Source organism: Paenibacillus sp. TC-CSREp1, assembly GCF_050171015.1.
In the GTDB taxonomy this organism is placed as follows: domain Bacteria; phylum Bacillota; class Bacilli; order Paenibacillales; family Paenibacillaceae; genus Paenibacillus; species Paenibacillus silvae.
In genome coordinates this window covers 15,145-39,550 of record NZ_JBNOKM010000002.1, presented here as the reverse complement: position 1 = coordinate 39,550, position 24,406 = coordinate 15,145, and the positions used below count along the sequence as shown (strand labels likewise).

The window sequence follows — 24,406 nt, the reverse complement described above, 5'->3', positions numbered from 1 at the left end:
GTGTGTTTTAAGGGCCTTTTGAAACAGCCCCTTTTTTGACGAGTCCCGGTCTGCGAAATTACTTAGGCATATTGTAAATAATGAGATTATTGTATTTGTCCGCATGTTTCTGTTCATCAAGAATAATGCCCCATACGGTGTCCTTGTAAATGCCATAGGGCAGACCAAACCATATTTTTCTGTATTTCTCGACCGCGGCAAGCTCGCCCTGGAATGCCTTCTGCAATCCGCCAAGATAGGATGAGACCGTTTCCGGAGCTTCACTGCTCACCCCAGTGATCTCCTGACCTGTGAGGTCCTTATACATTTGTCTGAACATCATGTTATGTCCGCGTTCATCATCGCGAATGCTTGTAATGATAGCCACTTGGTGAGAGTCAGGGGCCATCCGAATGAGAGCGTCATAGAACATCTCGTCGTTGCGTTCTCCCTGGACAGCCGATTGGATTAACCCCAGTGCTTCTGATGTCGAAGTTGCCCATACGGGAGTGAATGTGTTTCTGTAAAAATAAGGATACGCTGTGTACATACTATCCCTCCATAACCATTATGGGTTAGGATATGCACACATGCCTAGACGCGTTAATCCGATTTGCAATATTTTGCTCACGGCAGTTCGAATTTTACGCGTACTTCATTTTTAGATTGAGCCCTCACCTGAACGCTCTGGAAAGGTCATTTTCAATACTTTACTGTATCCATAAGCGATCACAAAGGGCAGGAAGTAAGACCAGAAGGTCCAGAAAATATTCCAGCCATTAAAATAAACGACATGTCCCAACAGCTTGGCCGTCCATTCGATCAACGTTAACAAGAGGGATGAAACGAAAATGGCGGGCCAAGGCCGGGTCCGTCTGACCTGAATCATATACATCATAATGCAGCCTGTAATCGGGTATATGCCGAGATCCATCGGAAGGGCTGCAAAGGACTGATTGCGTGTATTCGGCAGGATATTCCAAAAAAAATTAAATCCGATGCTGTTAATACAAGCAGATACTGCTACCCCTAGCGGGTAATAAAGCACGAGAAATCTGTAATGCCGCCGTAAAATCCACGCTCCCAATAACAAGGGAATGAGCATACCTATAATCGTGTTACCTATCATTTTATTTTCCTCCAAACGTAAACGAGCCAACGAATCCGAGTTGTAGTATCCTTCACAAATGATTGTTAAAAACCGACGGTTAATCTGTTTTATGTTGTTCAAGCAGACGATCTATTTTGTTCGCTAATGTATCTAATTTTTGATTATAATGCTTGTACGTAAACCAGCCGATTACTGCTTTGATTGCAAAAAAGAGCACTGCAGCGATAATTATCAAAATATAGTTGTGCGCAATGTGTTTTATCCAATCATTCATGTGCTGCATGGTATATTCACTCCTTCTCTTACACATATCATCTGGTTAAGATGCCCATCCGGCAGTTAGATAATGCAAAGGTGAAGGTGAAAAATATGATCCGAAAGTGTTGCTTTTTGTCGAAATACATGCTAGAGTAGCCATGTAAACGTTTATATTTGCTTTAAACAACATCATATATGATTCAATTTGGCGTGTTACTGTTCGGCAGGCAAGGCTTAAATTGGGTGGTTTGTATATTTAATATACCCGCCCTGTTTAAGCCTTTTTTTATGCACAATTTTAGGGGCGAGGTGTTTTTTATGAATTACAAAGAAACCGCCAAGGCGATCCTTGACAAAGTAGGCGGACAAGAGAATATTAATGATTTTCTTCACTGTTCCACCCGACTAAGAATGAATCTAAAGGATCCAGCCAAAGCAAAAACCGAAGAAATTAAAGCCATGGATGGCGTTATGGGAGCCGTATACAGTGGGGGACAATATCAGGTTATCATTGGTAATGATGTAAGCTATGTATATAATGAACTTAAACAAATGGTCACTATAAATACAGAGGCAGACTCACAGCCAAACAAGAAAAGAGATTTGAGCTTCAAAGGTTTGTTTGAGAGTTTTGCCGGATTGATTACGGGCATTTTCCAGCCGATCATTCCAGCAATCGCAGCAGCAGGGATGTTTAAAGCTTTGCTTTTGTTGTGTACATCGCTTGGTATACTATCAAAAGAAAATCAGCTCTATGTGTTACTGTTTAATATCGCTGACTCGGCTTTTTATTTCCTGCCTGTTCTGCTGGCATACTCAAGTGCAAAGAAGTTTAACTCCAATCCCTATATTGCAGCCACACTGGCAGGGGGATTATTACACCCCAAAATGATCGCGCTGCTTGGAGGAGAAGTACCTGTACATATTGCGGGTATTCCTGTTCCTAACATCAGTTATGCGTCCAGCGTTTTACCCATCATTCTGACGGTATGGCTCATGTCATATGTTGAGAAATTCGCGGATAAGGTATCCCCTGGTCCAGTAAAAATCTTCCTGAAACCGTTGATTGTTATTCTTGTGATGGCACCACTGGCTCTCACGGTTCTGGGACCAATCGGTAACTATTTGGGTGTGGGATTGTCTGACGGTTTATTCTGGATTCAAGGTAAAATTGGCTGGTTAACCGTTGTCATTTTGGCTGTATTCCTTCCGTTTATCGTCATGTTCGGAATGCACAAAGTGTTTTATCCCGTTATTTTCGCAGCCATGGTTTCACCAGGCTATGAAACATTGATCCACAGTGCGATGCTTTCTTCTAACATGGCACAAGGCGCTGGAGCGCTTGCGGTCTGGTTCCTGGCAAAAGACAAGAAATTGAAACAGGTTGCATTGCCAGCAGGTATATCCGGATTGTTCGGCATTACCGAACCGGCATTGTACGGGGTACATTTACGTCTGAAACGGACTTTGGTCGCTTGTATGATTGGTGCAGGGTCAGCCGGACTTTTTGCCGGTATCGTCAACTTGAAAGCTTATGCAGCAGTAGGGCCGGGTTTAGCTTCTTTGCCAATGTTTATCGGGGCTGAAAATAACTTTACCTACGCGCTGATTACAGCAGCTATTTCGATCATTATTACGCCAATTGCCGTTTATTTCATCGGCTTTAATGATCCTGCAGGTGAGGGCGATGTTAAACAATCATCAGGCAAAACAGCCACAGTAGAAACAACAGAAGCAACTCCAGCAGCTCCGAAGAAAGAGAATTTGCAATCTCGTTTGGTTGTTTTCTCACCAATTGAAGGAGAGGCAATTCCGTTAAAGGCGGTAAACGACGAAGCGTTCTCCCAAGAGGCAATGGGTAAAGGAATGGCGATCAAACCTTGTAAAGGTCAAGTCGTGGCGCCATTTGATGGAACTGTTCAAACTGTGTTCCGTACCAAACACTCCATCGGTTTAAAATCAGTAGAAGGCATTGAACTTCTGATTCACGTCGGCATTGATACCGTCAAATTAAAAGGACAGCATTTCAATGTTGTTGTTCAAGAAGGAGATGTCGTGAAGCACGGTCAAATTTTGATTGAATTCGATATGGATGCCATTGAAAAAGCAGGCTTTGACACAACAACACCCGTAATTGTAACCAACAGTGGTGATTATCTTGAAATCCTAGGATATGAGCAGTCCGAGAAAATAGGACCCGAGACGCCACTTATAACCATTTTGTAATATTATGGGGTGAAGCTCACCCTGAACATAGAGGAGCATGGATATGAGAGTAGTTAAGGTTCTCAATACAAGTATTGTTTTGGCCAAGCGTAATGACAACAAAGAGGTTATTGCCATGGGCAAGGGAATCGGATTCAGAAGCAGACCCGGGGACATCATTAACGAAAATGAAATTGAAAAAGTATATGTCGTTGAGAATGAAGGAATGTCCTCGGATATGACGACTCTGATGAAAGAGACGCCGGAAGAGTATTTAATTTTGGCAGACGAAATCATATCCTATGCGAAACAAGTATTATCGCGTGATCTCAGTGAAAATCTCTATTTTTCGTTAACAGACCACCTCCATATGGCTGCCAAACGATTCAAATCGAATATTACGATACAAAATCGTATGTTATGGGAAGTGCAGAAATTTTACCCGCAAGAATTTCTCATTGGGAAGCAGGCATTGAATTTTATTAAAGATAAGCTTGGACTGGATCTGCCGGAAGAGGAGGCAGCTAACATCGCCTTCCATCTGGTCAACGCTCAGCAAACGGAACAGAACATGAGTCAGGTCATGATGATGACGAATACCGTTAAAGATATTCTTAACATTATTCGCATTCATTACGGAATTGAGCTGGACACATCGAGCATTAATTATTCACGCTTCTTGACTCATTTGCAGTTTTTTGTACAGCGATTATTAGAGAATACAATGCTTGAATCCAAGGATGATGAATTGCTCGAACGAATTTCGAGTAAATATCCAGAGGAAAGCAATTGTGTTTCCAAGATCAACAATTATATTGGCGCGAAATTTGAACGATTTATGTCCAACGAGGAGAGATTGTATCTCATCATTCACATCAGCCGTGTGATGGACAGAGCGCATTAACAGGAGGATCATGATATGACGACTACACGAACATTTCCCGAAGGATTTCTATGGGGCGGAGCTATAGCGGCGAATCAGGCTGAAGGTGCCTGGAACGTAGCAGGAAAAGGAATTTCCACCGCCGATACGGCTATCAATAAGAAAAATATAAGTAAAAGTGATTATAAAAAACAAAACGCTGTAAGTTCAGAGCAGCTTGCGGCAGCGCTTGAGGATCAATCTACCGTGAGTTATCCGAAACGAAGAGGCATCGACTTCTATCATCGGTATCCAGAGGATCTTGCATTAATGGGCGAAATGGGCATCAAAACGCTGCGAACTTCCATTGCATGGACCCGGATTTTCCCGAATGGCAATGAAACTCAACCCAATGAAGAAGGACTTCTTTTCTATGATCGTCTTTTTGATGAGATGATTAAAAATGGCATTGAACCTCTGGTTACCTTGTCTCACTATGAGATGCCGATGTATTTGGTTGATCATTATGGAGGATGGACCTCCAGAGAAGTGGTTGATTTTTTTGTACGCTTCAGTACAACAGTATTCAACCGTTATAAAGATAAAGTAAAATATTGGATCACTTTTAATGAAATTGATGGTATTGTTCGTCATCCGTTCACCAACGGTGGCATTGTTCCGGATCGTTTCGAGAAGGTTGAACAGGCGGTATACCAAGCGCTGCATCATCAATTCATCGCGAGTGCATATGCGGTAAAGCTATGCCATGAGATTATTCCAGATGCCCGAATCGGTTGTATGCTGACAAGCCTGCTGCACTATCCTCACACATGTAATCCGCTGGATGTACTGGCTGCGCATAAAAATAATCAATTTAATCTGTTCTTTACCGATGTGCAGGTGCGTGGCGCTTACCCAGGTTACATCGAGAGGTATTTTAGAGAGCAGGGGATCATTATTGAAAAAGCTGAAGGCGACAGTGATTTGCTAAAAGAGTATACGGCTGACTTCATATCATTCAGTTACTACAACTCATTTGTGGCGAGTGCAGATAGCGAGGGACTGGAAACGGTTAGCGGCAATACGATGGGCGGCGTGAAGAATCCTTACCTTCCTGTCAGTGATTGGGGATGGCAGATCGATCCGATTGGACTGAGACTTGCGCTTAATAATCTGTACAGCCGTTATCAGGTACCTTTGTTTATCGTGGAAAATGGACTGGGTGCTTACGATACCGTTGAAGAGGACGGTACAATTAGCGATCCTTACCGCATTGAATACCTGCGTTCTCATATCGAACAAATTCATGAGGCATTGCTGGACGGTGTTGAAATTATGGGGTATACCGTCTGGGGAATCATCGACCTGATCAGCTATTCCTCTTCTGAAATGGAAAAACGCTACGGTCTGATCCACGTCGACCAGGATAATGACGGAAACGGCACACTGGAGCGAAGACGGAAGGAAAGCTTCTTCTGGTACCAAAATCTGATTTCTAATAATGGACTATAAACACATGTAATGGATTATAAACACATGCTAAAAAGTTAAAGTAAGAGATGATTTCTGTGTTGTAAAGGAATCATCTCTTTTTATTCATAGAATGAATTGGCAGGCTAAAACAAATTATAAATATATCTTTCAGCACATTCTTCTTTTCGGTAGAATAGAGTTATTCAATCTGTAATCTTTTTCCTTATTGATAACGGATTGGAAAAATGATTTGAAGGAGGAGAATGAATGAAATCGGCTGCTTGCAGAGAGAGGCAATTGGTGTACAGAAGGATGGGTGTGATGCTCGTATTCATCATGCTGGCCAGTGTTTTACTTGGGCCCGGCTCAACGGCTCGGGCTGCCGGGAAGACGATTACGACCATGGAGTACTTTTCATCTGCTGACGGACCTGTCATATCCAAATCCGGGGTTGGCAAGGCCAGTTTCGGGTTCGTGATGCCTAAGTTTAATGGGGGTTCTGCTTCATGGAGCGAAGTGAGCGGGGATTTAGGTGTTAATGTCAAGGTAGGAAGCGAGTGGGTGGATATTGATCAGGCGGAAGGCTTTACGTACAACCAAAACTGGGGGCACTGGACTGACGCCGGCTTTCATGGATATTGGTTCACTCTCTCCACAACAACCGATGTTCAATTGTATTCCAAAGCGAACGGAATAAAGCTTGATTATCGACTGGTCTTTCAAAACATTAACGAAACAACGATCACAGCAATGAGCCCTACACAGGGGCCTGACATCATTGCCAGCAGCACCGGAGGCGCCGGCTTTACGTATCCCACCTTTAACAATAATCCATCAGTCACCTATGAAGCCGTCGCTCAGGATCTCAAGGTGTATGTGAAACCTGTGCAGAGCAGCACGTGGATTGATATTGACAATAACGCAGCCAGCGGCTGGATTTACGATCAGAACTTCGGCCAATTCACGGAGGGTGGAGGAGGATATTGGTTTAACGTAACCGAGTCTATTCACGTCAAGCTGCAGTCCAAAACATCGGCTGCGAATATTATTTACACCATTACATTCAATGAACCTGTGCGTAATTCATTCGTAGTTACTGCCTATGAAGGGACAACTTTCACAGCAGATGAAAGCGGTTCCATAGGTATCCCGCTGCCCAAGATTGACGGGAGCGCACCTATTGCGAAGGAATTACAAAATTTTGTATACCAAATCAATATCAATGGTCAATGGGTAGACTTAAGTAATAGTGGTCAAAGTAAATTTACGTATTCCGGCAATGGCTACAATCCGATTTCCGATGCCAATCAGTGGGGATACTGGGCCGATCATATCTATGGTCTATGGTTCCGACCTATTCAGGAAAATATACAAATTCGAATCGGCTATCCGCTTAACGGACAACCCGGTGGAAACGTGGGCAGCAACTATGTGAACTATACACTCATTGGCAACCCGAATGCCCCACGTCCCGATGGTTCGGACCAAGAAGACATCTCCATCGGTACACCGAGCAATCCGGCGATTGAAGGAATGAATCTGATTTGGCAGGATGAGTTCAGTGGTTCTGCGCTGGATACAAGCAAATGGAATATAGAAACAGGGTATTATCTCAATGATGATCCGGGAACCTGGGGTTGGGGCAATGCGGAGCTGCAGCACTACACTACCAGTCCGGAAAATATTTTTGTTCAGGATGGAAAATTAAATATCCGTGCAACACATAGTAACCAATCATTCCCTCAAGACCCGAATCGTTTTGCCAAATATGCCTCCGGTAAGGTGAATACCAAAGACAAGTTATCCCTGAAGTACGGGCGTGTCGATTTCCGTGCCAAGCTGCCTACAGGGGATGGCGTCTGGCCTGCACTCTGGATGCTGCCGCAAGATTCGGTATATGGCACATGGGCTGCATCAGGTGAAATTGACGTGATGGAGGCAAGAGGTCGTCTGCCTGGAACAACCAGTGGAACGATTCATTTTGGCGGACAATGGCCTGCCAATCAGTATGCAGGTGGAGAGTATCACTTCCCCGCAGGACAAACGATTGCTAACGATTATCATGTATATTCTGTAGTTTGGGAACCGGACAACATCAAATGGTACGTGGACGGTAAATTCTTCTATAAAGTTACCAATCAGCAGTGGTCGTCCGCAGCTGCACCGAACAACCCTAATGCTCCATTTGATGAACCGTTCTATTTAATCATGAACTTGGCGATCGGCGGTAATTTCGATGGTGGTCGCATTCCGGATGCTTCGGATATTCCTGCAACCATGCAGGTGGATTATGTTCGGGTATATAAACAGCAATAATGGTTTTAATGTAGTTCATTGATTTAATTTAGCGAGAGCTAAATTCATCATGCAGCATGATCATTAACTTTTGGGTGAACTTCGGTTCACCTCTTTTTCTGCACGCAAAAAGGTCAGCAGCCGTATCATAAAGAAGTACTGGTAACGTTTTTCAACTTGTTTGAGATGTCGAATAGTTGAGTTTTCCCTTTACGCCAGTACATCAAATCCTAAAAATGTTGCAAACAGCGCTGATTTATGATGCAATCAAAGTGAACGACGTTGATAAAGATGAGAATAGTGAGGTACCGGTTATGATTGCAAAAACAGAAGAAGATTTTAATGGGTTGAAGGAAATTGGCAGAATTGTAGCTTCCATTCGAGATACGTTGGTGGAGCGCACGGTTCCGGGTGTAACAACAAAAGAACTGGATGATCTGGCGGGGGAGATGTTCGAGAAGGAAGGAGCCATCTCTGCTCCCAAAAGTGAATATAACTTTCCTGGTTTTACGTGTATTAGTGTCAATGAAGAAGTCGCTCACGGGATTCCGGGCAATCGGGTCATTCAGGAAGGCGATATCGTCAATATTGATGTTTCCGGCTCCAAAAACGAATATTTTGCAGATACAGGCATTTCGTTTGTTGTAGGTCAGGGAGAAGAAGTATTAACAAAAATATGTGAGGTAGTCAAACTAGCGTTTGAAGCAGGTCTGAAAAAAGCAAACCCTGGCTCCAAAAAAAGCGGTATTGGCAAAGCTGTTTTCCTGACTGCACGTCAGCATGGCTTAACCGTTATTCGTAATCTGACTGGACATGGGGTTGGACGCGCAATTCACGAAGCACCAGACCATATCTATAATTATAATGATACGTCAGATGATGAGCTGTTGAAGGAAGGTATGGTTATTGCCTTTGAACCCTTCATCTCAACGTCCGAAGAAGAGGTATATCAAAAAGGCGATGGATGGACTTTTGCTACGAAAAACAGCTATGTGGCACAGATTGAACATACGATTATTCTCTCTAAAAAAGGCCCTATCATCATCACTCAGTAAGAGCGATTCTGTTCTTTCAAGGCCGATACGTGCTCTTGTAAGGTCAGCTATGTTATGCAAACACACGCAAAAAACCGATTCCACCTAAGGAGTCGGTTTTTGTGCATGTGGGCGAGTATACAAAAGAACGGAATCCTTAATCCTAAACGAACCGAGCTAAACTTTCACTTTTTCAAGAAGGGGTCTGTTCTGCAAATAAAGCTCCATATCCGGGCTGGAGCCATGCACAATATGATCTGTAACGATCTTTGCCAGAACTCCGTTATATACAGTCCCATTGTCTCCGTAAGCCATGATGACATAACAATGCGGATATGTTTCGTACTGACCGATCACAGGCAGGCCATCATGGGTTCCTCCGTAAAAAGCTCCTAAATAATAATCTGCTTCCACAGGGATATTCGGGAAAAGCTTTGTGAACTCGCTGATCAGTTTATCTTTGCTGGCCAGGATTTTGGAGTCTCTTGTGTCGGCGTATGCCGTATCTTTATCCATACCACCGATAATTATACGGTTATCCGGGGTCGTGCGCATATATACATATGGACGTGCCGTTTCCCAGATTAGCGTTCGTTTGTACCAGTTTTCCAACTGTTCTACCGGCTTGGTAATCACCGCATACGAGCTGGAGAGCGTAGCATTTTTCTCTACTTTAAAATCTTTATCCTCATACCCGGCAGCGATAATCACATGTTTGGCGCGAATTTCGCGGCGCTCCTTGGTGAAGAAAACGGCGGCATCCTGTTCAAAACGTTTACCCGCAATTTCGGTTTCCTCGTAGATTTGAACACCTTCCGACCTCGCCTTCTCCAAAAGTCCGTATACAAACTTTAACGGATTCATCTCCGCATCATTGTAATAATACAAGGCAGCCGATTTGGAGAAAGGATACACACTCGTTATACGCTGTTCATCCCAAAAATCCACGTTGAATCCATGCTTCTTCAGGAGCGCATATTCTTCCTGCAATGCCGGAATATCTTCCTGGTAACTCGCGTAATACAGGCTATCACGCCTTATAAAATCGGGATTGATCGGAAGCTGAGTGCTTATTTGCTCAATATGATTGATCGACTGTTCACACAACTTCAGATGACGTGCAGCCGAGGCTTCACCAAAGGTGTGGCTTAATGAAACAAAGCTTTTCTCCCCGGCATATTGAATCAATGCAGTATTGGTGCTTGTGCTGCCTTCGCCAACCTTGCGCTTGTCCACAACAACGACGGATAATCCCTGATTACATAAAAAATGAGCACACTGCGCCCCTGAACTGCCTGCACCGATAATGAGAACATCACAGGTAACATCCTCATCGAGCCGGGGGTAGGAAGGTGGATTGGTTACCGTGGTTGGCCAGTATAGTTTGCCACTCTGCAGATCCATGTCGATCTCTCCTTAGATATATTCGGTACGTAGTATGAGCACTTTTTTGGAAGTCGATGCAGAGGTTCTCTGGGTCGTTGCTACTTTTTAAACATTTTAGTTTACAAAGTATACTGGTTACTCTATATTAAAGATACATCTGCAGGTGTATTTTACTAATATTTCAATTTTTATGGGAGGTGTGAATGAAAGAACATAAAAGCGTTGGTATTTTTAACAAACAATACAGAGCCATGACCCTTGGTATTATGCTGGTATTAACGACTTCAGCATTTGAAGGACTAGCGATAACAACAGTTGCCGCGAAGATCGCTCAGGAACTGCAGGGCATTCATCTATACGGCTGGATTTTTAGTGCATTTTTGTTATCTCAGCTTGTAGGCACATTAGTGATGGGACAGCAGGTGGATAAACGAGGCGTATACACATCCATGCTTATATCTTTTACCGTCTTTGTACTTGGAACCGTTGCTGCTGCTGCTTCCATTAACATGTATATGCTCATTGGGGGAAGAGTCTTTCAAGGCTTTGGTGCCGGCGCTTTAATTACATGTGTCTATACATGTGTTACGTTATATTATCCAGATATGCTGCGATCACAGATTCTGGCGGCGTTCTCCATGGCTTTTGTGCTGCCGTCGTTGATAGGACCTTATTTGGCAGGACTGCTTGCTTCCTTTGCTTCCTGGCGGCTTGTTTTCTGGATTGTCATTCCTTTGATTGCTGTGGCATTGCTGCTTACATACCGTTCCTTCCAAGCTTTACAGCGCAGTCAGGAAGTCATTGAAAGCGTACAGGGAGGGGACTCAAGGATTAGTCAAGCGATTCTGCTTGCTATTGGAACCGGCTTGTTACTCACTGGACTTGGAATGGTGACTCAATGGCAAGGGGCCGTTCTATCCCTTGGGGGTTTACTGATCATGATACCATTAATGTACAAGCTGCTGCCTCAGGGAACATTTCGGGTGCAATGCGGTTTGCCAGCAACACTTGTAACCAAAGGATTGTATGTCGCCTGTTATTTTGCAACAGAGAGCTTCGTTATATTGGGACTGACGGAGATGAAAGGTTTATCTGCACACAATGCCGGATTGTTAGTCGCAGCCGGCTCCTTGAGCTGGTCTGGAGCAGCATGGCTGCAAGCCAGATGGGATGCCAAAGACGAGGGTGCGGGGCGTAAACAGAGGGTTATGCTGGGCATCGGAATCATGATTAGCGGAGTAATTCTTGTAATGCTCGCATTGTTTTTATCGGATACCGGAATCACACTCATTCTGCTCTCCCAGATTATTATTGGATTTGGAGTGGGTCTGGCTAACCCGACAACAGCGGTCATTGCTCTGCAGTATGCCGAGTCTGGACATGAGGGGAAGATGTCGTCCAATCTGCAGTTTGTTGATTCCTTCTATGTAGCGTTAAGCATTGGTGTCAGCGGGGCAGTGATTGCTCTAGCAGAGAACATGGGATGGGGAATATCGACAGGCATTTTCATGGTATTAACGCTTCAACTTGTATTGGTTTTATGCAGTTTCCTTTCTTCTTTACGAATCTCAAGTCTCGCTTGGCACAAACATCAGCCCGCTGGGCAGAAAACAGATACACTTCCGATGTAAGATTCACAACCGGTCAGACAGCGTAAGGATCGGAGAAAATATTACATTCAGGAGGTGCGCAGGATGGCGCGTGTTTTGGTTGTTATCACCCCGGCTGAAGGTCATGTGAATCCATCACTGGGATTAATTACGGAGCTGGTCAAGCTTGGAGAAGAAGTGGTTTATGTATGTGTAGAGGAGTATCGTTCACGGATCGAGCAGACTGGGGCTAGGGTTATCACATATCCTTTTTTACATGATGCATTTTCACATGACCCGATTCTGCAGCCCTTGGAATACAGCCACCCTTATCAATTCATTCACATGGTCACATGTGGTATCATTCCCAAAATGATTCCCGAAGTGCTTCGAGTTATAGAGAATCAGACATTTGATTATCTCATCTATGATTCTCTGATGGGCTGGGGTGGCCAGATTCTGGCTGAGAAATTGGGCATCCCGGCTGTATGTACAATCTCCTCCTTTGCTTTGGTGGAGCCTTCAGGCCTGGATGACAAACCTATAGATACGGAAGAACTGTATGAAGCCATCATGAATACAGCACGGAAAATTGCATCAGAGCTTCAAGTAAGTCTACCTGCTGTGGAGGACATGATGGCACATCAAGGTGCATTGAACATTGTGTACACCAGCCGTTTTTTCCAGCCGCGAGCAGATGAGCTGCACGACCGATATTGTTTCTCAGGGCCATCCATCATTCCGCGTCAGGATGCGCCTGTATTTCCTCTGGATTTGCTCCGCGAGCATCCGCGTGAGAACGTGTATATCTCGATGGGAACGATTCTGAATAAAAACCTGGAATTTTACAAATTGTGCTTTGATGCATTAAAAGATCTGCCGATAAACGTTATTCTATCTTCTGGCAAGAACACGGACATAGAGCCACTTCGCCAATTAATCCCGGATAATTTCATAGTAAAACCATACGTTGCACAGCTTGAGCTTCTGCAGTATACGAACGTTTTTGTTACTCATGCAGGCATGAACAGTGTCAGCGAGGCATTATATTTTGATGTACCGCTTGTGATGATTCCGATGACTTCAGATCAACCGTTTGTTGCAAACCGGGTTCAAGAACTTGGGGCAGGGACCGTATTGGATAAAAATAACCTGCATGCAGCTGACTTGCGAGAAGCAGTCATGGAGGTGCTAGGCAATCCCGTCTACAAAGAGAAAGCTCATCTGATTGGTGAATCGCTGAGACAAGCAGGGGGGTGCGCTTATGCTGCCGCAGCCATTATGCAGCAGTTTGCTAAAGTATAAACAACGTAGTATCCACTATACTTAATGGCAACAGTGATTACATCAACATCAAAACCCTTCTCTGCTTTTTTGTTGAAAGCAAGGAAGGGTTTCTAATTTAAAGGCGTATTTTATTAAACTGAAACGGCAAGCTAAACTTCAAGTCAATTAGAACTCGTTTTACTTGCTCTTTTTCAAAATATCAAAAATGATTTTTGCATTGTCCGTGTTATCAATCAGGCCGGAGAAACGATCACTTCCAGGACCATATGCATAAACCGGTACATCTTCACCTGTATGACCACCTGTCGTCCAGCCCGTGAAGGAGCGGTTATTGATAATCGCTTCAATGGAATCATCAATTTTGGTAACATCAGCACTTTGGGCAGCATCTTTAACGGATTGAAGCTCTTCAGCTGTCAGCTCCAGTTTAAGATATTTGTTTAATGTTTCCTCTACGGAAGCCCCTTTGGCAATCTGGGCAGCCATGAAGTCAGGTGTACGAGTTGCCGCTTTGATCGGATCAACAAAGAAATTGTATTCACCGTCTTTGCCGAGTGTAAGACCGCCTGTAGAGTGGTCAGCCGTAGCCACTACGAGTGTCTGGCCGTCTTTTTTGGCAAAATCAATAGCAGCTTTGAAGGCTTTGGCGAAATCGTCCATTTCGCTCATTGCACCCACAATATCGTTATCATGGCCTGCCCAGTCGATTTGACTGCCTTCAACCATAAGGAAAAATCCTTTTTTGTTTGTTTTCAAGCGATCAATTGCTGAATTGGTCATCTCGGCAAGTGAAGGCGTTGCATTTGTACGGTCGATGTATTTGTCGAGTCCGCCGTCAGCAAACAATCCCAGCACCTGTTTATTTTTGTTTGCAAGCAGGGATGTACGGTCGGTGACGTAACTATATCCTGCTTTTTGAAATTCTTTGGTGAGATCGCGATCTTTGCGAACAAAATTATTTTTTCCACCGCCCAGCAGCACATCCACTTTATGCTTGCCATTAATCATCTCATCAAAATAATCATTGGCAATGGCGTCCATGTTTTTACGGCTGATGTCATGCGCGCCAAAAGCAGCAGGAGTGGCATGTGTAATCTCCGAAGTGGCTACCAGGCCAGTGGATTTACCGATTTGTTTGGCTTGCTCCAGCACGGTTTTGACCGATTTTTTATTCGTGTCTACCGCGATGGCTGCATTGTATGTTTTCACACCCGAGGACATGGCCGTTGCTGCGGAAGCAGAATCGGTCACATTTTGCTTGTCATCATCCGGATACGTCATTTGTGCACCGACGAGATAAGGGTCGAAAATCGTTTTTTCCATGACTTTGGTTGAAGGGTTATCCTTCATATACCGGTAAGCTGACGTGTAGGAGGTTCCCATCCCGTCTCCGATGAGGAATATAATATTTTTGATCGGTTTCTTTGCTGCACCCGCAGCCTGAACAGTTCCTGCTGGCCCGGCAGACAAAAGGGCAGAGGCTGATACAGCCAGGGTTAATGCGAATGCGGGCAATGTTTTTTTGGACAATTTCACAATAAATTCCTCCTCGTTATATCTCTAACATGAATGCATGAAGCCTTGTTCATTTGTTGATCCTTATGAAGATTATCATTCATTTGTAAATAAAAACCATCATCATTGTATGATGAATGTAAAATTAAAATAGTCTCACAAGGGCAATGGACCCCTTAAAAACGAATATAAAAATATATTTTCATAAAATAGTTCGTAAATAATGTGAACAAACTCGTTATTTCATTGACAACGCATGTCATATTTAATAAAATTCGAAATGGACTTCAGGTTAATAACAAACAATAGATTTCCTTATCTTTACATTCGGAGCTATTTTGATCCTAATGACGAATATAGGAGCTAAAGAAATCCAATCCTATGTGAATTAGGATTTTTTGTTTTTGGCAATGAGGATTCATGCAGAACGAACAATATGAAAGTTGGAGGCTGGCTTTACAATGAACAACTGGTTTAAGCTGAAGGAAAGAGGCACCACGGTTTCGACAGAAATCATTGCTGGTATTACTACATTTTTCACGATGGTATACATAGTAATTGTTAATCCCGGAATTCTTAGCGGCACAGGAATGAGCTTCAACGGGGTATTTATTGCTACGATTTTGGCAAGTATTGTCGCAACTTTGATTATGGGACTGTGGTCCAACTACCCAATCGTCATTGCACCTGGCATGGGTTTGAATGCCTTTTTCGCGTTTAGTGTTGTACAGGGATATGGCGTATCCTGGCAGACAGCACTGGGTGCCGTATTCATTGCGGGGATTTTATTTATCATTCTGTCGCTCAATTCATTTCGTTACATGCTGTTGGATGCAATTCCGGCGAGTCTCAAACATGCCATTACAGCAGGTATTGGATTATTTATTACAACCGTGGGGCTGCAAAATGCGGGCATTATCGCAAATTCGGAATCGAACCTGATTACACTTGGTAATTTGGCGCAGCCTATGACGTATCTGACGATTATCGGATTAATCATTACGGTTACGCTGATGGCCTACAATGTGAAAGGGTACCTTTTCATCGGTATGGTCGTTACGGCAATCATTGCCTGGTTCATGGGTCTGTTCCAAATGCCCGATTCCATTGTAGCCATGCCATCGGGTCTTGGGGAAACCGCGTTCCAAATGGATCTCGCAGGCGTTTTTTCCAATGGGCTGTATACGATCATCTTCACCTTCTTGCTCATTACTTTATTTGATACGACCGGAACGATACTGGGCGTTGCAGAACAAGCCGGATTGCTCAAAGACGGAAAGTTCCCGCGTTCCCGCGGTGCGCTGCTGGCAGATGCTGTGGGTACAACGACGGGGGCCATGCTCGGGACAAGTCCGACCTCGGCCTATATAGAGTCCAGTACAGGGGTTGCAGCTGGAGGAAGAACAGGACTGACTGCGGTGACTGTAAGTATACTGCTCGCACTGACTCTGTTTTTCAGCCCGATTGTGAGTGTTATATCCAGCATTCCGGCAATCACATCTCCGGCCCTGATTATAGTCGGGTTCTTCATGATCAGTGTCATTAGCAAAATGGACTGGAGTGATCTCGAAGAGGCCTTCCCGGCGTTCCTGATCATTATTCTGATGCCACTGACTCACAGCATTGCAACAGGCATCGGTATTGGCTTTATTTTCTATCCTGTGCTCAAGCTGCTTCGGGGTAAAGGTAAGCATGTTCATCCGATCTTCTATATTTTCGCGATACTGTTCTTTATTCAACTTGTTTTCCTTGATCATTAAGAGACGATTTGAAATGAATCTGAAATGCATAGAGAGAGCTGCTTTCAATAAAGCAGTTCTCTTTTTTTGATATACTCATTTCATGTATCTATATAAGTTGAACTAAAGAATGTACGCAATCCACTCCAATATGCTCATCAATCCAGGCACATTAATCAAATATCGTCCATCGCTCATGGCAAGTGGCAAGTGCAAGTCTGCCACCCTCTACTGCGAGCGCTAACGATCAGGAGAAGCCTTATTTCGGCATATTCGGGCTTTGGAAAATTCTAACGATCCCCAGAGACGCTATTGTGCTGAAACCAGCTTGATCAGGCTCATTTTTCAGGATTTCGAATGAAATAAGCTTCCTGGAGATCGTTAGAATTCAAATGTCCCCGATTCAGGGAAAATAAGCTCTATGGGGATCGTTAGCCTTCCCTCTTCGACTTAAACTGCCTGCCAAGGCTGGTATTCTTGACCCAGTACAACGCGCTTTGACGATCATGAACCGTTAATCGGTATAATGTCGTTTCTTTAGTTCAATTTATCTATGTCGAACAATCTATTTATATCTTCAGCCTGTATTCCTGTTCATACTCCGTTCATATTGGCGTCATTGTGACGACATCTTGCCAGCTTATACTGTACAAAACAGAAGTCAGCAAGACTCTTTGTTAGACTCAAGGAACAGGAGAAGATTGCAATGGGAGAGAATGTAGTGATCAAACAGAAAGAGAAAAAGCCGGGAAGAAAACGAAAGTTATTATTTAAAATAGGCGGGGGAATCATCGCAGCGCTTGCATTGTTCATGGGCATAGTGTTTGTGGTCAATGTGATTTGCAACGGCATTGAAAAAAAACAAATTGACTCTTACGGACAGTACGTGCAAGTGGATGGTAAAAAAATGAATGTATCCATACAGGGCGACGGTGAGCAGACGATTGTATTGCTTCCAGGGCAGGGAACCCCTACGCCTGTACTGGATTTTAAATTGTTGATTGATCAACTGGCCTCCGATTATAAAGTGGTAGCGATTGAACCCTTCGGCTACGGATTGAGTGATCGTACCGATAAGGAGCGCACCTCGGAGAACATTGTCAGCGAAATTCATGAAGCTGTAGAACAGCTTGGTCTTAAACGGTATATCCTGATGGGTCATTCCATCACAGGACTGTACGGTGTCTCCTATGTGAAGCAATATCCAGATGAAGTAATGGCCTTTGTTGGCATTGACAGCAGTGTTCCGAATCAGCCTGGCATGGATGCGAAATTGCCTTTGAAATCCATGCAGTTCCTTCAATCCTCAGGTCTGATGCGATTGATTAAAAAGGTAAGCGCAGATCCCTATGATGCAATGGACTACGATGAGCATACCAAGGAGCAGATGAACCTGATCTCGAATCAGGTTTCCACAAATTCAACGCTAATAAATGAATTGAAAAATCTGGGTTCTAACTTTAAAAATGCAGAGAACATGATATATCCGCGTGAGCTGCCGATGCTGCTGTTTGTGCAATCCAACAACGACAAAAATCCGAACTGGCTGCCGCTGCATGAGCAGCAGATCAAACAATCCGATCAGGGCAAATTGGTTCCGATGGAGGGCTCGCACTACCTGCATCATACGAAGTATAAAGAGATTGCCGAGCAGTTCAAAGCATATATGCAACATATTAAACTGTAATAATACTCTGATATAGAAAAGCGTCGCCGACCTGGTGACGCTTTTGTGCTCTCAATTATAGAAATAAAGAGATCGATCTGGGATTTTAAGTTATATTTGTCATTCGTTTAAGTTTTTCCACACCATTTTTATCAAATTATATATCCTCTCCTTGAAATGAAAGATATAATGATTGCTGAACAAGTTATCAGAACATCTCCAAAATACAAGTGCATTCGGAGGGAACAATCAGCATGAATATTCAGTTTGGTTCTCCAGCCACCTATTGGGTTGAAGCACTGCCTATCGGCAACGGCAAGCTGGGCGGAATGGTCTTTGGTGGTATCGAAAAGGAACGCATTGCATTAAACGAGGATACGTTATGGTCAGGCTATGCCCAGGACTGGAACAACCCGGAAGCTCGGGAAGTACTGCCTCGGATCAGAGAGTTGATTGCGAATAAACAGTATGCAGAGGCTGATCTGCTGAGTAAAAAAATGATGGGGCCTTTCACACAATCGTACCTTCCATTCGGTGATCTGGAGCTGGTTATGGAGCATGGTCAGTTATGTGAGCGGAAAACGTATCAACGCAAGCTTGATTTATCAACAGGCGTTGTAAGCGTTTCCTACGAAATTGGCGGCGTGTGTTATGATCGAGAGGTCTTCGCCTCACATCCCGATCAAGGCATCGTCATTCGTTTGACAGCAAGCAAGGAAGGCAGATTAAGCTTCCGTACTCGACTGGGCAGCCCATTAAGACATACAACCTCGGTTGCGAATTCTCAATTCGAGTTGTCGGGTACAGCTCCAGAATATGTATCCCCCAACTATCATGATGTTGAAGTTCCTGTGCGTTATGGTGACCCTGCTTCTACACAAGCGATGTCCTTCCATGGCAGACTTGCTGTTTCTCATCGGGGTGGCACACTGCATACAAACGGCAGTGAGCTGCAAATCATTGATGCTACCGAAGCAGTGATTTATTTTGCAGGCGCTACGAGTTATGGGGCAGGAGAGCAGGGCAGTGGCAAGCTGATCTCTCCCGAAGCCAAAACGGCAGACGTCATAAAACAGATTATGGCACATGATTACCAGGATCTGCGTCAACGTCATGTTGAGGATCACCAGGCGTTGTTCAATCGTGTTCAATTACATCTGGGTGACAGCATTGCACCTGAGAACATGTCTACAGATGAACGGATTGAGAAATACGGCAGCAGTGATCCAGGCCTGGTAGAGCTGTTGTTCAACTATGGCCGTTATCTGATGATTGCCAGCTCCAGACCGGGAACACTGCCAGCGAACCTTCAGGGCATCTGGAATCAGGATACACGGGCTCCCTGGAGCAGCAACTATACGTTAAATATTAACGCCGAGATGAATTACTGGCCTGCGGAGACATGTAATATGGCCGAGCTGCATGAACCGCTTATTGATTTTATTGGCAAGCTTGCAGTCAATGGACGCAAAACCGCAGAGATCAACTACGGTGCTCGAGGCTGGGTTGCTCATCACAATGCGGACATATGGGGACAGACGGCTCCAGTTGGAGATTATGGCGCAGGTGATCCGGTATGGGCACTGTGGATGATGGGCGGCGTGTGGCTGACACAGCATCTGTGGGAGCATTACGCATTCTCGGAAGATAAACAGTTCTTGCAGGAAACGGCCTACCCGATTATGAAGGATGCTGCTATGTTCTGTCTGGATTGGCTGATCGAAAATAAAGAAGGACACCTCATTACATCACCTTCCACATCACCAGAGATGAAATTTGTCGTTAATGGTGAACAGGCGGCGGTCAGTGAAGCAACTACCATGGATATTTCACTTATTGCGGAGTTGTTCGATAACTGTATTGAGGCAGCAGATGTGCTGCATACGGACAGCGAATTCGTTGAACTTCTGCGTACAAAAAGGGCGCAGCTGCTTCCACTGCAAATCGATGGACAGGGAAGACTTCAGGAGTGGAGTGAAGACTTCACTGAGGAAGATCCGCAGCACCGCCACGTTTCCCATCTGGTTGGTGTATTCCCTGGAAGGCTGATTACCCACAAAAAATCTCCTGATCTGATGCGTGCGGCCCGCACTTCCCTTGAAATTCGCGGCGATGGCGGAACAGGCTGGAGTCTGGGCTGGAAAATCGGTCTGTGGGCAAGGTTCGGAGAAGGCAGCCGTGCCGAGCAGCTGATCTCTAATCTCTTGAACCTCGTCAAGGCGCATGAGCCAGGCAAACATGAGCAGGGCGGGGTATATGCCAACCTGTTTGATGCTCACCCGCCGTTCCAGATCGACGGTAATTTTGCAGCAACAGCGGGTATTGCCGAGATGCTGCTGCAATCCCATCAAGGATATCTGGAGTTCCTGCCAGCACTGCCAGAGCGATGGTCTACAGGTTATGTTAAAGGCTTGAGAGCAAGGGGCGGGTTCGAGGTCAGCCTGCGCTGGGAGAATGGCAAGCTGATTGAAGCTGAAATTCTCTCACATACAGGTAATGTATGTTATCTGCAATCTGCGCCAGGCTTAAAGGTGCGCCTCGATGAGACTGAAGTAGAAACACACGCGGAGCAGAACGGCCTAATAAGCGTGCCAACGCAAAAAGGACAAACCTATGTTATCTCATTTGAATAGAATGAACCGCATGAACCTAATCTTATGAACCTTCCTTCAGCGTATTCAATATGAAGCGCTGGAGATCATGTGCCGCTGATCAATCTCGATCAGCGGTTTTCTTTTTGGCTTTTTTCCGTAAGTTTAAGGTTGTAATGAAAACGGTTTTATGCTATTTTGAATGTATTAAAACGTTTTTATAGCAAAGGAACCGGAACTTATGGGAAAAATCACAATCAAAGATGTGGCAAGAGAAGCTGGCGTGTCGATCTCTACCGTCTCGAATGCGTTGAATGGTGTGGATGTATTGAACCCGGAGACCAAGTCCCATGTGCTCAAAGTGGCGGAGCGACTGAACTACATACCGAATCTGAATGGCAAACTTCTGAAATCGGGACAAACCAAAATGCTCGGTTTTTTCACTACGAGTGTATCGGGGCCTTATTTCTACAAGCTTGTTGAAGCGATGTCGCGTGAATGTGACCGTCTCGGATATGGACTGAATGTATTTGTTACCCGGGATAAACATGTCATTATGAGCAATATTCTGGGCAGACGGGTGGATGGCGTTATTATTTACGAAGAGCTTCGAATTGATGAACAGGACATTCTTTCTATGGAGAAAGACAAGATCAAGGCCGTGTTTCTCGACCGTGAATATGAAAGCGAACGTATGGGGAGTGTTATTTTTGACTCGTACGTAGCCAGCTACGAAGCCACCAAATATTTGATCGGGCTCGGGCATAAGAAAATTGCCTATATCTGCGGTGTGGATACGATGTTTGACAGCGTGCAGCGGAAAGAGGGATATCTGGCGGCGCTGCGTGAATACGAGCTGCCTGTCGATGAAGACTACATTATTCAAGGCTACTTCGAGGAGGAAGCCACCTACAGCGCCACCAAATCCTTCATTCATCTGCAGCCGGGCAAGCTGCCTGATGCCTTCCTGGCCGGCAATGACCTGAGTGCAATTGGTTGCATCCAAGCCTTGAAAGCACATGGATATGAGGTACCGAGCGATATCAGTGTGGTGGGGTTTGACGATATTGATATTGCTCAGTATTACTCTCCGCCACTAACAACGGTACGGAATCAGATTGCAAGACAGGGTATTCTGGCGGTTACTCAATTGGTCAATATGATCAAGGGGCAGGAGCAAGGAGTCGCACAGAAGCTCTCAGGAGAGCTTATTGTAAGAGGTTCAAGCCATGTGAAAATGGACCGAAGAGACGTGCGTAAATGATAGCTGTAGTAGAGTGAAGTTCTTTTCTCTCAAAATCCAAATAAGTTGAACTATGGTTTACACGGGCATAACCGCTACTCTCCAGGTTGTTCTATCACCGGAGTGCACGGTGTAAACTCTCTAGTTCAACTTATATATTCCAGGGAAAGGAGTTTTCGACACAAAAATAAAAACGTTTTTATTAAACTATATAAGCAGAGGGGAGAAGCGAATACATGAGTCATCTGACCACTGCGGCAAGCAAGCAGCAGCCTCACCAGCCCGGAAGCAAACCGCCGTTAGCTCAGCGCTTTAAGGCATTCTGGGCCGATTACGCCAGGCAATGGGAGATTCAATCCATGGTTATACCCGGCATAATCTTTATGATTGTTTTCTGCTACATACCTATCTATGGGTTGACCATTGCTTTCAAAAACTACACCGTTATTGATACCCTTTCTACTGCACCTTGGGTTGGTCTGGATAATTTCAGAATTATTCTGTCTGATAAATATTTCTGGGACGCGGTCGTCAATACGCTGGGCATCAGCTTTCTGAAGCTGGGGATCGGCTTTGTCATCCCGATTATACTGGCCATCATGATCTATGAGTTAAATAGCGGACGCTTCAAGAAATTCGTGCAAACGGTTTCATATTTACCTCACTTTCTCTCCTGGATTGTACTCGGCGGCATGCTGATTACCTGGTTCTCCACGACGGGATTGTTCAATGAGCTGCTGGTTGGACTCGGCATCATCTCACAGCCGCAAAATATTTTGCTGGACGCAGGCAAGTACTGGTGGATTGCCACGTTGTCCGATATCTGGAAAGAAGCCGGCTGGGGTACGATTCTGTATCTCGCCATTATGTCAAAGATCGATCCTACCTATTACGAGGCTGCCAAAATAGATGGCGCCAGCCGGCTGCGGCAAATATGGAACATTACTCTGCCTAACATGAAATCCATCATCAGTCTGAATCTGATCCTGACGGTCAGCGGTCTGCTTGGCTCGAATCTGGATCAAACGCTGGTGCTGATGAATTCGCAAAACCGTGAAAAGGCGGAAGTGATCAATTCCTATGTCTATCGCATGGGGATGTCACAGGGTGATTTTTCCTACGCAACCGCGGTAGGTTTGGGCGTTTCAATCGTGTCTGTCATTCTGCTGGTCACCGCAAACAAAATTACAAGCAAACTGAATGACAATCAATCAGTGCTGTAGAAGGAGGCCTCCCCGTGAACGGAAAGGTGGCAAAGGAAGATCTGGACAGCCGGGTCTTCGATACCGTCAATGTCATGCTGCTGCTGCTATGTACGATTGTGATTGTCGTTCCGCTCTGGAATGTTATCATCTCATCCTTTAGCTCCGGCAGAGCCCTAGCAGAAGGTGGATTCATCTTCTGGTCCCCCGAGTTCTCGCTGGAAAACTATCGAGCCGTGTTCAACGACTCCAGCATCTGGCAGGCATTTTTTATCTCTGTATCCAAAACAACGATCGGTGTAGCAACACATGTTTTCTTTTGTGCCATGGTTGGCTATGGTCTAAGCAAGAAATATTTGCGCGGCCGCAAATTATACGTCACGATGGGTGTCATTACGATGTTTTTCTCCGGCGGAATGATTCCAACATACCTGCTGATCAAGTCCCTTGGGCTTCTCAACAGCTTCTGGGTGTACATTATCCCCGCCTTGTTCAGCTTCTATGATGTCATTATTCTGATGAACTTCTTCCGCAATGTCCCCGATTCTCTGGAGGAATCAGCCAAGATGGACGGGGCGGGAGACTGGCATATTTTTCTGAAAATATTTATTCCGCTCTCCATGCCGGCGATGGCAACCATTGCTCTGTTTAACGGGGTTGGCCAGTGGAATGACTTCATGACCACCAAGCTGTATATCACAGATCAATCGCTATATCCGCTTCAGATGATGTTATATGAAATTATTGTCCAGTCACAGACACAATCCATGCAAAACATTGGCGGATCAGCTGTTATTGAAACGACAACCAAAGGGGTGCAGCTCGCCACGATTGTAATTACAACGCTGCCCATCGTGCTGATCTATCCTCTCCTTCAAAGATACTTTATATCAGGAATGATGCTTGGAGCGGTAAAGGAATAACGAAGCAACCCAATACATCTGCATATTTGCATTTCATAATGAGGAGGC

18 protein-coding genes are annotated in these 24,406 nt (G+C 44.7%); 13 read left to right on the top strand and 5 right to left on the bottom strand.

Going from position 1 to position 24,406, the window contains the following annotated elements:
* Window positions 1-58 precede the first annotated feature (58 nt).
* The 3 genes from ACQSGY_RS02855 to ACQSGY_RS02845 form a co-directional block, all read right to left on the bottom strand.
* Window positions 59-529 (bottom strand): ferritin-like domain-containing protein, encoded by a 471-nt coding sequence (locus ACQSGY_RS02855; RefSeq protein ID WP_427050584.1) that lies wholly within the window; start codon window positions 527-529, stop codon window positions 59-61.
* Between the two features lie 111 nt (window positions 530-640).
* Complete coding sequence (locus ACQSGY_RS02850) at window positions 641-1,108, bottom strand: hypothetical protein (RefSeq protein ID WP_427050583.1); 468 nt, start codon at window positions 1,106-1,108, stop codon at window positions 641-643.
* Between the two features lie 79 nt (window positions 1,109-1,187).
* On the bottom strand, window positions 1,188-1,373 hold the full coding sequence (locus ACQSGY_RS02845; RefSeq protein ID WP_427050582.1) for a hypothetical protein: 186 nt from the start codon (window positions 1,371-1,373) through the stop codon (window positions 1,188-1,190).
* A gap of 170 nt (window positions 1,374-1,543) precedes the next feature.
* Between ACQSGY_RS02845 and ACQSGY_RS02840 the strand changes: the two genes are divergently transcribed.
* The 5 genes from ACQSGY_RS02840 (at window position 1,544) to map (ending at window position 9,238) form a co-directional block, all read left to right on the top strand.
* The gene (locus ACQSGY_RS02840) at window positions 1,544-3,574 is read left to right on the top strand and encodes a beta-glucoside-specific PTS transporter subunit IIABC (protein WP_427050581.1); all 2,031 of its coding nucleotides are present in this window, start codon (window positions 1,544-1,546) and stop codon (window positions 3,572-3,574) included.
* A 43-nt stretch (window positions 3,575-3,617) separates the two neighbouring features.
* Window positions 3,618-4,457 (top strand): BglG family transcription antiterminator LicT, encoded by an 840-nt coding sequence (gene licT, locus ACQSGY_RS02835; RefSeq protein ID WP_289372838.1) that lies wholly within the window; start codon window positions 3,618-3,620, stop codon window positions 4,455-4,457.
* Between the two features lie 15 nt (window positions 4,458-4,472).
* The gene (locus ACQSGY_RS02830; RefSeq protein ID WP_427050580.1) at window positions 4,473-5,927 is read left to right on the top strand and encodes a glycoside hydrolase family 1 protein; all 1,455 of its coding nucleotides are present in this window, start codon (window positions 4,473-4,475) and stop codon (window positions 5,925-5,927) included.
* Window positions 5,928-6,200: 273 nt separating this feature from the next.
* Entirely contained in the window at window positions 6,201-8,204 is a 2,004-nt protein-coding gene (locus ACQSGY_RS02825; protein ID WP_427050848.1) for a glycoside hydrolase family 16 protein, read from the top strand.
* Window positions 8,205-8,497: 293 nt separating this feature from the next.
* Complete coding sequence (gene map, locus ACQSGY_RS02820) at window positions 8,498-9,238, top strand: type I methionyl aminopeptidase (RefSeq protein ID WP_216514001.1); 741 nt, start codon at window positions 8,498-8,500, stop codon at window positions 9,236-9,238.
* 156 nt (window positions 9,239-9,394) lie between these two features.
* Here map and ACQSGY_RS02815 read toward each other — a convergent pair whose 3' ends face one another.
* Entirely contained in the window at window positions 9,395-10,621 is a 1,227-nt protein-coding gene (locus ACQSGY_RS02815; protein ID WP_427050579.1) for an NAD(P)/FAD-dependent oxidoreductase, read from the bottom strand.
* Between the two features lie 185 nt (window positions 10,622-10,806).
* Between ACQSGY_RS02815 and ACQSGY_RS02810 the strand changes: the two genes are divergently transcribed.
* Window positions 10,807-12,234 carry an MFS transporter gene (locus ACQSGY_RS02810; RefSeq protein ID WP_427050578.1) on the top strand — a complete coding sequence of 476 codons (1,428 nt, stop codon included), beginning with the start codon at window positions 10,807-10,809 and terminating at the stop codon, window positions 12,232-12,234.
* A gap of 63 nt (window positions 12,235-12,297) precedes the next feature.
* The gene (locus ACQSGY_RS02805) at window positions 12,298-13,497 is read left to right on the top strand and encodes a macrolide family glycosyltransferase (protein ID WP_427050577.1); all 1,200 of its coding nucleotides are present in this window, start codon (window positions 12,298-12,300) and stop codon (window positions 13,495-13,497) included.
* Between the two features lie 159 nt (window positions 13,498-13,656).
* On the opposite strand, the gene ACQSGY_RS02800 is transcribed toward ACQSGY_RS02805, so the two are convergent.
* Window positions 13,657-15,018, bottom strand: a complete 1,362-nt coding sequence (locus ACQSGY_RS02800) for an alkaline phosphatase (protein WP_427050847.1) — start codon at window positions 15,016-15,018, stop codon at window positions 13,657-13,659.
* Between the two features lie 437 nt (window positions 15,019-15,455).
* Here ACQSGY_RS02800 and ACQSGY_RS02795 point away from each other — a divergent pair, with 437 nt between their 5' ends.
* The 6 genes from ACQSGY_RS02795 to ACQSGY_RS02770 all read left to right on the top strand — a co-directional run bounded on the left by ACQSGY_RS02795 (window position 15,456) and on the right by ACQSGY_RS02770 (window position 24,358).
* Entirely contained in the window at window positions 15,456-16,754 is a 1,299-nt protein-coding gene (locus tag ACQSGY_RS02795; RefSeq protein WP_427050576.1) for an NCS2 family permease, read from the top strand.
* A gap of 700 nt (window positions 16,755-17,454) precedes the next feature.
* Window positions 17,455-18,420 (top strand): alpha/beta fold hydrolase, encoded by a 966-nt coding sequence (locus tag ACQSGY_RS02790; protein WP_427050846.1) that lies wholly within the window; start codon window positions 17,455-17,457, stop codon window positions 18,418-18,420.
* A 233-nt stretch (window positions 18,421-18,653) separates the two neighbouring features.
* Window positions 18,654-21,032 (top strand): glycoside hydrolase family 95 protein, encoded by a 2,379-nt coding sequence (locus tag ACQSGY_RS02785; protein ID WP_427050575.1) that lies wholly within the window; start codon window positions 18,654-18,656, stop codon window positions 21,030-21,032.
* Between the two features lie 199 nt (window positions 21,033-21,231).
* On the top strand, window positions 21,232-22,254 hold the full coding sequence (locus ACQSGY_RS02780) for a LacI family DNA-binding transcriptional regulator (protein ID WP_427050574.1): 1,023 nt from the start codon (window positions 21,232-21,234) through the stop codon (window positions 22,252-22,254).
* A gap of 215 nt (window positions 22,255-22,469) precedes the next feature.
* Window positions 22,470-23,456 (top strand): ABC transporter permease, encoded by a 987-nt coding sequence (locus ACQSGY_RS02775; RefSeq protein ID WP_427050573.1) that lies wholly within the window; start codon window positions 22,470-22,472, stop codon window positions 23,454-23,456.
* A 14-nt stretch (window positions 23,457-23,470) separates the two neighbouring features.
* On the top strand, window positions 23,471-24,358 hold the full coding sequence (locus ACQSGY_RS02770) for a carbohydrate ABC transporter permease (protein ID WP_111272952.1): 888 nt from the start codon (window positions 23,471-23,473) through the stop codon (window positions 24,356-24,358).
* The last annotated feature ends 48 nt before the right edge of the window (window positions 24,359-24,406 follow it).

Bases quoted from the DNA above. Each gene is read 5' to 3' on its own strand.
- ACQSGY_RS02795 (WP_427050576.1), top strand. From the start codon at position 15,456: ATGAACAACTGGTTTAAGCTGAAGGAAAGAGGCACCACGGTTTCGACA.
- ACQSGY_RS02855 (WP_427050584.1), bottom strand. From the start codon at position 529: ATGTACACAGCGTATCCTTATTTTTACAGAAACACATTCACTCCCGTA.
- ACQSGY_RS02830 (WP_427050580.1), top strand. From the start codon at position 4,473: ATGACGACTACACGAACATTTCCCGAAGGATTTCTATGGGGCGGAGCT.
- ACQSGY_RS02810 (WP_427050578.1), top strand. From the start codon at position 10,807: ATGAAAGAACATAAAAGCGTTGGTATTTTTAACAAACAATACAGAGCC.
- ACQSGY_RS02785 (WP_427050575.1), top strand. From the start codon at position 18,654: ATGAATATTCAGTTTGGTTCTCCAGCCACCTATTGGGTTGAAGCACTG.
- ACQSGY_RS02775 (WP_427050573.1), top strand. From the start codon at position 22,470: ATGAGTCATCTGACCACTGCGGCAAGCAAGCAGCAGCCTCACCAGCCC.
- map (WP_216514001.1), top strand. From the start codon at position 8,498: ATGATTGCAAAAACAGAAGAAGATTTTAATGGGTTGAAGGAAATTGGC.
- ACQSGY_RS02815 (WP_427050579.1), bottom strand. From the start codon at position 10,621: ATGGATCTGCAGAGTGGCAAACTATACTGGCCAACCACGGTAACCAAT.
- ACQSGY_RS02805 (WP_427050577.1), top strand. From the start codon at position 12,298: ATGGCGCGTGTTTTGGTTGTTATCACCCCGGCTGAAGGTCATGTGAAT.
- ACQSGY_RS02840 (WP_427050581.1), top strand. From the start codon at position 1,544: ATGATTCAATTTGGCGTGTTACTGTTCGGCAGGCAAGGCTTAAATTGG.
- ACQSGY_RS02850 (WP_427050583.1), bottom strand. From the start codon at position 1,108: ATGATAGGTAACACGATTATAGGTATGCTCATTCCCTTGTTATTGGGA.
- ACQSGY_RS02780 (WP_427050574.1), top strand. From the start codon at position 21,232: ATGGGAAAAATCACAATCAAAGATGTGGCAAGAGAAGCTGGCGTGTCG.
- ACQSGY_RS02845 (WP_427050582.1), bottom strand. From the start codon at position 1,373: ATGCAGCACATGAATGATTGGATAAAACACATTGCGCACAACTATATT.
- ACQSGY_RS02825 (WP_427050848.1), top strand. From the start codon at position 6,201: ATGGGTGTGATGCTCGTATTCATCATGCTGGCCAGTGTTTTACTTGGG.
- licT (WP_289372838.1), top strand. From the start codon at position 3,618: ATGAGAGTAGTTAAGGTTCTCAATACAAGTATTGTTTTGGCCAAGCGT.